Annotated in this window: 10 protein-coding genes and 1 pseudogene; 9 read left to right on the top strand and 2 right to left on the bottom strand. The window is 72.4% G+C overall.

Going from position 1 to position 12,945, the window contains the following annotated elements:
- The 4 genes and pseudogenes from RWM17_RS07350 to RWM17_RS07335 all read left to right on the top strand — a co-directional run.
- Positions 1-645 (top strand): annotated as a pseudogene (locus tag RWM17_RS07350) (hypothetical protein); the annotation flags it as partial.
- Entirely contained in the window at positions 642-995 is a 354-nt protein-coding gene (locus tag RWM17_RS07345; protein ID WP_146902274.1) for a GntR family transcriptional regulator, read from the top strand. The pseudogene RWM17_RS07350 and the gene RWM17_RS07345, both read left to right, overlap by 4 nt.
- 121 nt (positions 996-1,116) lie before the next feature.
- On the top strand, positions 1,117-1,317 hold the full coding sequence (locus RWM17_RS07340; RefSeq protein WP_314102365.1) for a hypothetical protein: 201 nt from the start codon (positions 1,117-1,119) through the stop codon (positions 1,315-1,317).
- A gap of 360 nt (positions 1,318-1,677) precedes the next feature.
- Positions 1,678-2,703, top strand: a complete 1,026-nt coding sequence (locus RWM17_RS07335) for a sigma-70 family RNA polymerase sigma factor (RefSeq protein ID WP_192040547.1) — start codon at positions 1,678-1,680, stop codon at positions 2,701-2,703.
- Positions 2,704-2,905: 202 nt separating this feature from the next.
- Here RWM17_RS07335 and RWM17_RS07330 read toward each other — a convergent pair whose 3' ends face one another.
- Positions 2,906-3,910, bottom strand: a complete 1,005-nt coding sequence (locus RWM17_RS07330) for an NAD(+)/NADH kinase (RefSeq protein WP_314102363.1) — start codon at positions 3,908-3,910, stop codon at positions 2,906-2,908.
- A gap of 253 nt (positions 3,911-4,163) precedes the next feature.
- On the opposite strand from RWM17_RS07330, the gene RWM17_RS07325 reads away from it, so the two are divergent.
- From RWM17_RS07325 to RWM17_RS07310, 4 genes are all read left to right on the top strand, one after another.
- Positions 4,164-6,653: an ATP-dependent Clp protease ATP-binding subunit gene (locus tag RWM17_RS07325; protein WP_146902288.1), complete on the top strand. Its 2,490-nt coding sequence runs from the start codon at positions 4,164-4,166 to the stop codon at positions 6,651-6,653.
- Positions 6,654-6,883: 230 nt separating this feature from the next.
- Positions 6,884-7,420, top strand: a complete 537-nt coding sequence (locus RWM17_RS07320; protein WP_314102360.1) for an amino-acid N-acetyltransferase — start codon at positions 6,884-6,886, stop codon at positions 7,418-7,420.
- A 111-nt stretch (positions 7,421-7,531) separates the two neighbouring features.
- The gene (locus tag RWM17_RS07315) at positions 7,532-8,197 is read left to right on the top strand and encodes a hypothetical protein (protein ID WP_314102358.1); all 666 of its coding nucleotides are present in this window, start codon (positions 7,532-7,534) and stop codon (positions 8,195-8,197) included.
- 3 nt (positions 8,198-8,200) lie between these two features.
- Positions 8,201-8,695 carry a dehydrogenase gene (locus RWM17_RS07310; protein ID WP_314102356.1) on the top strand — a complete coding sequence of 165 codons (495 nt, stop codon included), beginning with the start codon at positions 8,201-8,203 and terminating at the stop codon, positions 8,693-8,695.
- Between the two features lie 119 nt (positions 8,696-8,814).
- Here the strand turns inward: RWM17_RS07310 and radA are convergent, their stop codons facing one another.
- Positions 8,815-10,179, bottom strand: coding sequence for a DNA repair protein RadA (gene radA, locus RWM17_RS07305; protein ID WP_314102354.1), 1,365 nt, complete (start codon positions 10,177-10,179; stop codon positions 8,815-8,817).
- A 282-nt stretch (positions 10,180-10,461) separates the two neighbouring features.
- Here radA and RWM17_RS07300 point away from each other — a divergent pair, with 282 nt between their 5' ends.
- Positions 10,462-12,786: a zinc-dependent metalloprotease family protein gene (locus tag RWM17_RS07300; RefSeq protein WP_314102352.1), complete on the top strand. Its 2,325-nt coding sequence runs from the start codon at positions 10,462-10,464 to the stop codon at positions 12,784-12,786.
- Positions 12,787-12,945: the final 159 nt, after the last annotated feature.

Here is a 12,945-nt window from a genome sequence, read left to right as displayed (position 1 = left end):
GCAGTGGCCGCCACCGGCTCGGTGCCCCGTCCCGCCGCCGACGCGGTCCGCGTCGCCCGGACCGCGCCTCCTCGTGTCGCCGACTACGTCGGCCCGCCCGAGCTGCTCGGCGCGCGCCTCGTCGTGGGCCTGGCACTCGTCGCCGTCGTCGTCGGCGGTGTGGTCGCCGTCACGGGCCTCGGCGGCGCCCTCCCTCCGATCGCTCTCGTCGACTGGGTCACGGGCCTCCCCGGGGTGACCGCCCTCGTCGCCGTGGTCGGGCTCGTCGTGACCGAGGTGGCCATGAGGCGCCTCGTCGACCGCGGGCAGCCGGCCGTGTCCGAGCTCGACCTCGCCTGGGACGACGCGCTCCGGTCGATGGCGCTGCGCGACCTCGTGACGGCCCCCGTCGTCCTCGGCTTCGTCGGCCTCACCGGCACCCTGGCCGTCCTCGGCGACGCGGCCGCCGGCGGTGGCCCCGGGTCCGTCGGCAACGTGGTCGTGGGGGTCCTCGGGCTCGGCGTGGTCGTGCTGCTCACGCTCGCGGCCGGGGTCGTCATCTGGGCCCTCGCGACGAAGCCGCACCTGCACTGGTGGCGACGCCTGTGGGAGCCGCGCCGCCCCTCCGTCGTCGGCCCCGCCGGCGCTGCGGGGAGCCGACCGTGATCGTCATCGACCAGCGCTCGTCGGTGCCGCCCTTCGAGCAGCTCCGGCAGCAGCTCCTCGCCGCGATCGGCTCGGGCGAGGTGGCGGCCGGCGCCCGGCTGCCCACGGTGCGGCGGTTCGCGGAGGACCTCGGCATCGCGCCCGGCACCGTCGCCCGCACCTACCGTGAGCTGGAACAGGCGGACGTGCTCGAGACCCGCGGCAGGCACGGCACGTTCGTGACCGCGGGCGGCGCCGAGGCCGAGGCGCGGTCCGCCGCTGCCGAGTTCGTGGCGCGGCTGCGCCGCCTCGGGGTGGACGCGGCGACCGCGCGCGGACTCGTCGACGCCGCCTTCGACGCGTCGGCCTGAACGGAGCGGGCTGTCCTGCAGGAGGTGCGGGGCGCCTCCTGCGGGGCGACTGCGGCGCGAGGTCGTTCGGCCTCGACGCATCCCCAGGTGCGCAGGGGCCGGCAGCGCTTATCCTCGACGCATGCCAGAGACCTTCTTGGGAGCCGCGATCTTCGCCGTGACGCCGACGATCGTCGTGGGCCTGATCTTCTGGTTCGTGGTGCGCTCGCTGCTGCGGGCCGACCGGACCGAGCGGTCCGCCTACGCGAAGATCGAGGCGGAGGAGCGCGAGCGGGCCGAGGCCCTCGAGCGCGGCGAGGCCGGCGCGACCCGCTCCTCCTGAGCGTCCCTGCACGCCCGTCGACATCGTCGGCGGGCGTCTGCTGTACCCCGAGGGCAGAGGAGCGCGCGGCGCGGGGGACGAGCCTGTCCCCCGGCCAGGGTCGCCATCTGGACGGGAGGGCGGGCACTGTACCCCAGGACCCGGATCTGCGCCCTACACCCGATGGCAGCGCTCGTCAAAGCCTGGTCTCTCCCGTCCCCCGAAAGGCTCGAAACCCTGTGCGCGCGCACAGAACTGCCTAACGAAGGCCCGGAGCGACTTCTGTCGGGACCCTGCCACGCGCCAGACTCGTATCAACGCCGAACAGCTTCACGAACTATTCGACATGACACCAGTCAGACCTCGAGCAGGGAGAGAACGATGACGATCACATCCGTCACCACGCGCAACACCACCACGGACACCACCGACGAGCCCGAGGTCGAGGTCCTGTCCCAGGTCCGCGGTGCCTCCACCGACCAGGTCGGCGACTACCTCCGCCACATCGGCCGCATGCCGCTGCTGGACGCCGCAGAAGAGACCGAGATCGCGCGTCGCATCGAGGTCGGCCTGTTCGCCGGCGAGAAGCTCAAGGAGCTCCAGGCCGCCGACGCCGTCAAGAAGAACCGCACCAAGGCGCACGCCGAGATGATGCGCGACCTCCGCTGGCTGCAGCACGACGGCGAGCGTGCCAAGGACCGCATGATCACGGCGAACCTCCGCCTGGTCGTCAGCATCGCGAAGCGCTACACGCAGCGCGGCCTCCCCTTCATGGACGTCATCCAGGAGGGCAACCTCGGCCTCGTCCGCGCGGTCGAGAAGTTCGACTACACGCAGGGCTACAAGTTCTCGACCTACGCCACCTGGTGGATCCGCCAGGCGATCGCCCGCGGCCTCGCCGACAAGGCGCGCGCGATCCGCATCCCCGTGCACACGGTCGAGCGCATCAACCGCATCTCGCGTGCCGAGCGCGACCTCACCGTCGACCTGGGCCGTGCGCCCACCGTCGAGGAGGTGGCCGAGGAGGTCGCGATGGAGGTCGCCGACCTGGTCGAGCTCAAGTCGCGCTCGCACGAGCCCGTCTCGATCCACACCGTCGTCGGAGACGCCGAGGACAGCGAGCTCGGCGACTTCATCGAGGACGAGGAGACCCCCTCGCCCACGGCCGCGACCGAGAACTCGCTGCTGAACCGCGACATGCACGCCCTCGTGGCGACGCTGCCCGAGGACGAGGCCCGCGTCATCCGCATGCGATTCGGCCTGGACGACGACCAGCCGATGACCCTCGACGAGATCTCGAAGCGCGTGCACAGCTCGCGCCAGGCCGTCTCGCGCGTCGAGAGCCGTGCCCGCCTCCGCATGTTCGCGAAGGCCGTCAGCCAGGACCTGCAGCTGTACCTGCAGTAGGCCGGTCCGACCTGCAGTGCCTGAGGGCCGCCTCCCCGTCCACGCGGGGAGGCGGCCCTCTTCCTGTCTGTTCCCGGGGCGTATCGATCGAGTGGTCAGGTCCTGTCCTTCAGAGACGTGACAGGGACGACTCCTGACCACTCGACGGGAGGAGCCGCAGGGACCAGGAGGCGCCGGTGAGGCAGAGCCCAGGAGGCGCGGGTCAGCTGGTCGGGGTGGGCGAGAGCACCTCGGTCGCCTCGGCGCCGGCCGCCCCGCGGCGGTGCGCGGTGCGCGCCTTGAACTTCGCGCGGACGTCGCTCGGCACGAGCTCGAGCAGCTGGTCCTCGCGCAGCGGCAGGTCGAGCAGGCTGAGCTTCAGGCGCCCCTTCGTGGCGTGCCGTCCGGCGTCGAGGCGGATGACCTGCCCGGCCTCGGGCCGCAGCGACATCGACACGACGCAGCCGTCGCTCACGTCGGCGACGACGCGGCCGTCGACCTCGAGGGCCGCCGAGTGCGTGCCGCTGCCGATCTGGAAGCGCAGCTGCTCGAGCGGTCCGAGCACCACCGAGCGGTCGATGCCCGACATCGGCGCGACGGGCGTGATCAGCGTCGCCGCGACGGCCGGAGACAGGATCGGCCCGCCCGCGGCGTAGTTGTAGGCCGTCGAGCCGGCACTCGTCGCGACGACGACGGCGTCCGCCTTGTAGTAGCCGTAGGGCGTGCCGTCGAGCACGAGGTCGGCCGTGACCACGCCCTCGCCGGGGCGGCGCGCCATCGACACGTCGTTGAACGCGAGGAACCGGTTCTCGGTGCCCGACGCGGTGTGCACGACCTCGACGGCGTGGTGCGGCTCGAGCGAGAAGTCCTCGGCGGCGAGCCGTTCGAGGGCGGCCGGCAGCTCGTGCGGCTCGACCTCGACGAGGAACCCCACGTTGCCGTAGTTCACGCCGAGCACGGGCACGGGCCGGTCGGCGACGAGCCGCATGGCGCCGAGCATCGTGCCGTCGCCGCCGAGGGCCACGACGACGTCGACCGTGTCGCGGAACTCCTGCTCGTCGACCAGCTCGACGCCGCCCTGCATGCGCGACTCGTCGGCTGCCTGCGCGACGAGACGGACGTGGCCGCCGGCGACCTCGCCGCGCTGCTTCCACCCGCAGAGGATGTCGACGGAGTCGCGGACCGACTTGGTGGGGTGCGGCACGAGGCCGACGACGAGGTTGCCCATGAGGCGAGGCTAGACCGCGCCCCTGTCGCCCGGCTGACGCCGCCGACCCGGCCCGCGCCTCCCGCGCCCGCGCCCGCCGACGCGACCCCCGCCTCCTCGGCTGTCCCGCTGGTTCACAGGGTGTCACGCCCCCAGCGAACAGGGATGACCTGCGGGGGAGGCGCTGGTTACGCTCTCCGTAGACCGGCACCGAATGCAGGTGTCGACCGCGTACTGGTGGCGACGACCACCCCGCCACCGAGGGAGTCAAGAGATGTTCGAGAGATTCACCGACCGTGCCCGTCGCGTCGTCGTCCTCGCCCAAGAAGAGGCGAAGATGCTGAACCACAACTACATCGGCACCGAGCACATCCTGCTCGGGCTGATCCACGAGGGCGAGGGCGTCGCCGCCAAGGCCCTCGAGTCGCTGGGCATCTCGCTCGACGCCGTGCGCGAGCAGGTCCAGGACATCATCGGCCAGGGCCAGCAGCAGCCCACGGGCCACATCCCCTTCACGCCCCGTGCGAAGAAGGTCCTCGAGCTGAGCCTCCGCGAGGCGCTGCAGCTCGGCCACAACTACATCGGCACCGAGCACATCCTGCTCGGCCTGATCCGCGAGGGCGAGGGCGTCGCCGCCCAGGTCCTCGTGAAGCTCGGCGCCGACCTCAACCGCGTCCGCCAGCAGGTCATCCAGCTCCTCTCGGGTTACCAGGGCAAGGAGGCGGTGGCCGTCGGAGGCGAGCAGCAGCAGAGCGCGCAGGGCGGCAGCCAGGTCCTCGACCAGTTCGGCCGCAACCTGACGCAGGCCGCGCGCGACAACAAGCTCGACCCGGTCATCGGCCGCGAGAAGGAGATGGAGCGGGTCATGCAGATCCTCTCCCGCCGCTCGAAGAACAACCCCGTGCTGATCGGTGAGCCCGGCGTCGGCAAGACCGCCGTCGTCGAGGGCCTCGCGCAGGCGATCGTCAAGGGCGAGGTGCCCGAGACGCTGAAGGACAAGCAGCTCTACTCGCTCGACCTCGGCTCGCTCATCGCCGGCAGCCGCTACCGCGGTGACTTCGAGGAGCGCCTGAAGAAGGTCACCAAGGAGATCCGCACCCGCGGCGACATCATCGTCTTCATCGACGAGATCCACACGCTCGTCGGTGCGGGTGCCGCCGAGGGCGCCATCGACGCGGCATCGATCCTCAAGCCCCTGCTGGCCCGAGGCGAGCTGCAGACGATCGGCGCCACGACGCTCGACGAGTACCGCAAGCACTTCGAGAAGGACGCCGCCCTCGAGCGGCGCTTCCAGTCGGTGCAGGTCAACGAGCCGTCGCTGCCCCACACGATCAACATCCTCAAGGGCCTCCGCGACAAGTACGAGGCGTTCCACAAGGTCTCGATCACCGACGGCGCCATCGTGTCGGCGGCGAACCTGGCAGACCGCTACGTCAGCGACCGGTTCCTGCCCGACAAGGCGATCGACCTGATCGACGAGGCCGGCGCCCGTCTGCGCCTCTCGATCCTGTCCGCCCCGCCCGAGCTGCGCGAGTTCGACGAGCGCATCGCCGGCGTCCGCGCCCAGAAGGAGGGCGCGATCGAGGACCAGGACTTCGAGAAGGCCGCCTCGCTGCGCGACGAGGAGAAGAAGCTCCTCGGCGAGCGTCTCCGTCTCGAGAAGCAGTGGCGCTCGGGCGAGGCCGGAGCCGGCGGAACCGTCGACGAGGGCATCATCGCCGAGGTGCTGGCCCAGGCGACGGGCATCCCCGTCTTCAAGCTCACCGAGGAGGAGACATCGCGTCTCGTCTTCATGGAGCAGGCCCTGCACCAGCGCGTCATCGGTCAGGAGGAGGCCATCGCGGCCCTGTCCAAGACCATCCGACGCACTCGCGCCGGCCTCAAGGACCCGAACCGCCCCTCCGGGTCGTTCATCTTCGCCGGCCCCACGGGCGTTGGCAAAACCGAGCTGGCCAAGGCGCTCGCCGAGTTCCTCTTCGACGACGAGGGCGCGCTGATCAGCCTCGACATGTCGGAGTTCGGCGAGAAGCACACCGTCTCGCGGCTCTTCGGTGCCCCTCCCGGGTTCGTCGGCTTCGAGGAGGGCGGCCAGCTCACCGAGAAGGTGCGCCGCAAGCCGTTCTCCGTGGTCCTCTTCGACGAGATCGAGAAGGCCCACCCGGACATCTTCAACTCGCTGCTGCAGGTGCTCGAAGAGGGACGTCTCACCGACGGCCAGGGCCGCGTGGTCGACTTCAAGAACACGGTCATCATCATGACGACCAACCTGGGCTCGAAGGGCATCGCCGGCGGTCCCGTCGGATTCCAGATCGAGGGCGACACCGCGACCGGCTACGACCGCATGCGCGCCAAGGTCAACGAAGAGCTGAAGAAGCACTTCAAGCCCGAGTTCCTCAACCGCGTGGACGACACCATCGTGTTCCCGCAGCTGTCGAACCCCGAGCTGCTGCAGATCGTCGACCTGTTCATCAAGCGCCTGAGCGACCGTCTGCTCGACCGCGACATGACGGCCATGCTGACGGTGCCCGCCAAGGAGCAGCTCATCAAGATCGGGTTCGACCCGGCCCTGGGTGCTCGCCCGCTGCGTCGTGCGATCCAGCACGAGGTGGAGGACCGCCTGTCCGAGCGCATCCTGACGGGCGACCTGACGGCCGGCGACCACGTGCTGGTCGACTGGGTCGACGGCGAGTTCGTCTTCACGACGACCCGCCAGCCGGGCCGCGACGAGGTGCTCGTGGGCGACGTGCCCGAGATCGAGAGCTAGGCGCGAGCCAGCTCGTCGGGAGCGTCAGCTCCCCGTGATCCGCCGAGAGGGCGGTCCGGCTCCGGCCGGACCGCCCTCTCGCGTGCGCCCCGGGTGCCAGCCCGCCGCTCGATGCCGGCGGGTCGTGGTGGCCCGCGGCGGGTCGTGGTCGTCCGCGGCGGGCGGGCGCGGACCCGCCGACGGGGACGGCGACCCGCCGACGGGGACTGCGGCGTGGGTAGGCTCGGGGGATGACCTCCGCGGACCAGCACGGCATCACCGTCCGCGACGCCGTCGTCAGCGACGTGCCGCACATCCAGCGCCTCTGCGAGCCCTTCGTGCAGAAGCGGATCCTGCTCGGCAAGGACCTCGTCACCCTCTACGGCGACGTGCAGGAGTTCCAGATCGCCGTCGGCCCCGACGGGGTGCCCGTCGGCTGCGGGGCGCTGCACGTCATGTGGGACGACCTCGCCGAGATCCGGACGCTCGCCCTCGACCCGGCCTGGATCCGCCGGGGAGTCGGCCACCGCCTCCTCGACTCGCTGGAGGGCGCCGCCCGGCGCCTCGAGATCGGCCGTCTGTTCTGCCTCACCTTCGAGGTCGAGTTCTTCGAGAAGCACGACTACCTCAACGTGGGCGACGACGGGCTCGTGCCGCCCGAGGTCTACGCCGAGCTCGTCCGCTCGACCGACGAGGGCGTCGCCGAGTTCCTCGACCTGGCCCGGGTGAAGCCGAACACCCTGGGCAACTCGCGCATGCTCAAGGCCCTGCCGCCGCTTGCGGACTGACCGCGTCCCGCCCGGCCGCACGCCCGCCTCCTGCGTGCTCGGCGGAACTTCCCAGGCCCACACGCCGCCAGCGTCCGCCGCAGGGCGGTGGCCAGCACTTAACCTGTGCGCATGTCGACGTTCACGAATCCGACCGGCCCGCAGCCGCCCTCGGTGTACTGGCGTCGCCGAGCCCTCGTGCTGCTCGGCCTGGTCGTCGCGATCGTCGTCGTCGTGCTGATCGTCGTGCGGCCCGGAGCCTCGGGCGACGAGCCCGGTGCCGCGGCCACCAGCACCCCCGCCGCCGACCCGGCCCCGTCGACGGCCGCGACCGCCCCTGCCGCCGACGCGACCCCCGATCCGGCCTCGACGGAGGCCACAGCCGAGGACGGGGCCCGCTGCGCCGCGACCGCGATCGAGCTCGTCCCCGTCGTCGACAAGCAGGTGTTCGCCCCCACCGAGCTGCCGCAGATCTCGATGTCGGTCACCAACACCGGTTCGTCGGACTGCGTGATCAACCTCGGCTCGGGCCAGCAGAAGCTCGTCGTGACCAGCGGCGAGGAGCAGTGGTGGTCGTCCGCCGACTGCCAGGTCGACCCCACCGACCAGGACGTCACCCTCACCGCCGGCCAGACCCTCTCGACCCCGGCCATCGCCTGGGACAGGACGCGGTCGACGATCGACACCTGCGACGCGGACTCCCGGCAGGCCGTGCCCGCAGGAGGCGCGACGTACCGCCTGACCGTCAGCGTCGGCGACATCACGTCGGCCGACACCGCCCCCATGATCCTGAACTGAGCGATGACCGAAGCTGCTTCCCCCCGTTCCGAGGCGCTCGAGCTGGCCCTGGCCAGCCAGGACGTCGCCGCCGTCGCGTTCGCCCTTCGGCACGACGTGGTCGTCGTGCCGAAGCTCGTGGTTCCCCCTGCTGAAGGCGGGCTCGTCGCCGAGGGCGACGGCGTCGGCGTCGGCGAGGGCGACGGCGACGCTGCGACCGACACGGCGGCCCTCGCCGACCGCGACTCGGCCGAGCCCGTCTCCGTCGTCGCCGAGCAGGTGCGCGTCTTCGGTCGCGAGAACACCGACAAGCGCATCCTGCTGCTCTTCTCCTCGGCGGAGGCGTACGCCGCGATGGTCCCGGACGACCCCGACCTCGAGGTGATGCTCTACGACTCCGACGCGCTGCGGGCGTTCATGGAGGTGCACCTCGACGTGCTCGAGCAGGTCTTCTTCGACATCGCCGGCCCGCACACCATGGCCGCCGCCCCCGAGGACCTGCTCAAGGCCCTGAAGTAGCGGACCGGCGCTGTCGCGGCGGGCTGCCCGGCGCGCGTCAGGCGGGCGAGTTCGTCGCAGGCGGGCTGTCGTGACGGCCCAGGTCGGACGAACTCGCCCGTGATCGACCTGGTGGGCGCCTAGAAGGCGCCGTCGAGCTCGCGCTCGCGGGGCGTGCTGGCCGCGCTGAAGGCGCGTCGCAGTGCCTCGCGCAGGTTGCCCGACTCGGCGTCCACGAGCTGGCTGAAGCCCAGCCGGCCCGCCTCGCTGGCGCGTTGCCTCGGCGACGACACGGGCCTGATCTCGCCCGCCAGGCTGATCTCGCCGACCGCCGCCATCGTGTGCGGGTAGCTGACGTCGCGGCTGGCGCTCGCCAGGGCCAGCGCGATCGCCAGGTCGGCCCCCGGCTCGGTGATCTTGATGCCGCCGACGGTCGACACGTAGACGTCGGCGTCGCCGAGCCGGATGCCGGCCCGTCGTTCGAGCACCGCGAGCAGCATCGCCACTCGCGAGGAGTCGACGCCGTTGACGACCCGTCGGGGCTGCGGAGTGCTGCTGGCGACGATCAGCGCCTGGACCTCGACGGGCAGCGCACGCCGCCCCTCCATCGCGATCGTGATGCAGGTGCCGCTGACCGGGGCGCCGCTGCGCGACATGAAGAGCCCGCTGGGGTCGGCGACCTCGGCGATGCCGTCGCCCGTCATCTCGAAGCAGCCGACCTCGTCGGTGGGCCCGAAGCGGTTCTTGTGCGCCCGGATGAACCGGAGCGAGGTCTGCCGGTCGCCCTCGAACTGGCACACGACGTCGACCAGGTGCTCGAGGAGGCGCGGGCCGGCGATCGTGCCGTCCTTCGTCACGTGCCCCACCAGCAGCACCGGCAGGTTCCTGTCCTTGCTGACGCGGATGAGCGTCGACGCGACCTCGCGGACCTGGGACGTGCCGCCGGCGATCCCGTCGATCGACGACGACGAGACCGTCTGCACCGAGTCGACGATGACGAGCTGCGGGTCGACCTGCTCGATCTGCCCGAGGATCACGGCGAGGTCGACCTCGGCCGCCAGGTACAGGTCGTCGTGCATCGCCCCGGTGCGCTGCGCCCGCATCCGGACCTGCTGGGCGCTCTCCTCTGCCGTCACGTAGAGCACGCGGGCGCCGGTCGCGGCGGCACGCGAGGCGACCTCGAGCAGCAGCGTCGACTTGCCGACCCCGGGCTCGCCGCTGAGCAGGATGGCCGCGCCCGGCACGATGCCGCCGCCGAGGACGCGGTCGAACTCGGCGATGCCGCTCGGCCACGACGCGACGGCACCGGCCTCGACCTGCGTGATGGGACGCGCCACCCGGTCGCCGCCGACCGACACGGGGGCGGTGCCCCGGGTGCTCACGAGCGCCGACGTGACGTCGACCACGGTGCCCCAGCGCTGGCACTCGCCGCAGCGGCCGGCCCACTTGAGGCTGGTCCAGCCGCACTCGGTGCAGCGGAAGGGCGGGGTGGTGGGGCGAGGCATGCTGCGAGCCTAGGTGGGACGTCCGACAGCGGGGGCGCCTCCTCGGCCCCGTTGTGGGGGCGCGCACCGTGTCCGGAGAGCGAACCGGACCCGTTGTGGGGGGCTCGGAGGGTGAAGTCCCTGTGTTTGCATCGAACTTGCGGTGAACGCACGGTCCCGACGACCGTGCGACGTGCGCACGGTCCCGACGACCGTGCGACGTGCGTGGGGTCCCGACGGCCCCACGTCGACGAGCGCGCGGTCCCGACGACCCCGCAGCTCCCCGCACGACTGGAGTCCGCTGTGCCCACCCCCCGTTCCATCCGTGCGTCCGCCGTGCTCGTCGCGGCCCTCATCGTCGCCGGCGGCCTCGCCGACGGACAGGCGGTGAACGCCGCTCCGGTCGATCCGACCGTTGCGACCGCACCTGCCGTCCCCGCCGTGCCGACCGGCACCGCGCCGGCCGAGGGCACTCCTGCCGCGCCCGACCTCACGGACGACATGATCGCCGTCCCCTCCACCCCCGTCACGGCGCCGCACCTGCACGCCGAGGCGGCGGAGGTCGAGGCGCGCGAGGCGGAGGTCATGGAGCAGACCGAGGTCGAGGGAGGCGGCGCGCAGCAGCCGACGCAGTCGGCCCAGGCCGCTCCCGTCGCCGTCGTCCACCGTGTCTCGGTGAGCATCGCGACCGTCACGACGACCACCGCCGACGACGCCGCGACCCCGCCCGACGACGCGTCCGTCACGACCGCGATCCAGCAGCTGCACGACTACTGGTGGGAGGAGTCGGGCGGCACCGTCGACGTCCGTCTCGCCGGGATCGAGCGCACGTCGCTGGCGAAGAGCACGTGCGACCCGTCGGCCGTGCTCGACTCGGTGCACACGACCGCGTTCGGGGGCGCCTTCGCGTCGTACCGGTGGGCAGGCACCGACAACCACCTCCTGGTGCTGACGCGCGAGACCTGCGGCTCGGCCGCGTTCGGCACAGTCGGGGGCGGCGGCGGCGAGATCTTCAGCTCGGTCGGCACCGACACCGCGCTCGGCGTCCCCGTGCTGATGCACGAGTTCGGCCACAACCTCGGCTTCGGCCACGCCGGCGCCGGCATGTGCCGCAGCTCGACCACCGTCGACGCACCCCTCTCGGACTTCGCGCACACGACGGACACCGACACCTCCGTGGCGTGCCCGGTGGAGGAGTACGGCGATTTCTTGGACATCATGGGCTACTCCGTCTCGGGTGCGCGACCGCACCTGTCGACGCCGCAGCGCCTCCGCGCCGGCTTCCAGGTCGACGCCACGACGCTCCGCGAGCCGGGCACCCGGCAGCAGGTGACGGTCGGCGCGCTCGACGGCGCGGCGACCACGGCCGGCGGCCGGGCCGTGCAGGTCGTCGACCCGCTGAGCGGGGACACCTACTGGGTCGAGTACCGCACCGCGAGCGGCCGCGACGCGACGAGCGCCGAGTTCCGGGGCGCGTCGCCGCGGTGCTCGTCCCTCGACAAGACGCTGGTGCGCTGCGCCCTCAACGGCGACCGTGCCGTCGGAGAGGTGCGCGTGCTGCGCGCCATGCCGCTGTTCGGCTCGTCGGTCTCGACGGCCGTCGTGGCCGCCGGCCCCGTCAGGGCGGGCGACCTGACGCGCCGCGACACGCACCTCGACGCCGGCGAGAGCTTCACCAGCGCCGGCGGGGGCTTCACCGTGGCGGTCCGCTCGACCTCGCCCTCGGGCGGGGCCGTGCTCGACGTCAGCCTGAGCGGCGGCACGCCGACGCAGGCCGCGCCCGCCGGGGACACGGCCGGGCGACCCGCGCCCACCTCCACGCCGACGCCCACCCCGACGCCGACGCCCACGCCCGCGCCGACACCCAAGGTCAAGACCGTGCCGACCGCGTCCGGGTACGACTACAGCGCGGGCGAGCCCGCGATCCTCGGCAGCAAGGGCAGCGCATCGTCGGCCGCGTCCGACAAGGCCTGCACGGGCGGCTACGCCGTCGCCGGCGACAGCGGGTTCTTCCTGACCACGGCCCAGAACTGCGCGGCCGGCGTCACGGTCGACGGCAGCGTCCGGGGCGACGCCGGCTACCACGCCGACATCTACTACTCGAACCCGCGAGACCCCCTCTCGCTGCTGCTGATGCGCTCCGGGAACGACGCGCACCAGATCGTCGAGGACCCGACCACGGGCAAGCGTCCCGGCAGCGGCCTCGTGGTCGGGTGGACCCGCAGCGTCGACCAGCCCGTCGGCTACGTGATCGGCAAGATGGGCATCGACACCGGCTGGACGGAGGGGCGCGTGGTCGGCACGGCGGCCGGCCCGAACGGGACGAGCCTGCTCTGCACGAACGCTCCCGCCTCGATCGGCGACATCGGCGGCCCCGTGTGGCGCAGCGAGGGCAGCGGTGTCCGGGCCCTCGGCACGGTCGTCGGCGTCAGCGACAAGGGCGGGGCCTGCTACCGCCCCATCCAGGAGACCCTGTTCCAGTACGGAGCGTCCCTCCCGTCGTTCGGCGCTGCTCAGGGCCGGCCGGCCGGAGGCACGTTCGCCCCCGGGATGACGTCCTACCGCGGGACCGTCACGTTCGCGGACGCCGGTCGCGTCCTCGACAAGGGCGCCGACTGGCGCCGCTGAGCCACTGGGCCGCTGGGCCGCTGAGCCGCTGGGCCGCTGGGTCCGCAGCCGGCGGGCCTCGCAGGAGGCGCCTCCTCAGCTCGTCGACCGCCGGCGGACCCGGCACCCGACGACGTCCTCCCGGGTCAGCTGCGGGGCAGCGTCTCCGCACCGCGGGCC

It is taken from the genome of uncultured Frigoribacterium sp. (genome assembly GCF_963515265.1).
Lineage (GTDB): Bacteria > Actinomycetota > Actinomycetes > Actinomycetales > Microbacteriaceae > Frigoribacterium.
This window is presented reverse-complemented; position numbering and strand designations above follow the sequence as displayed.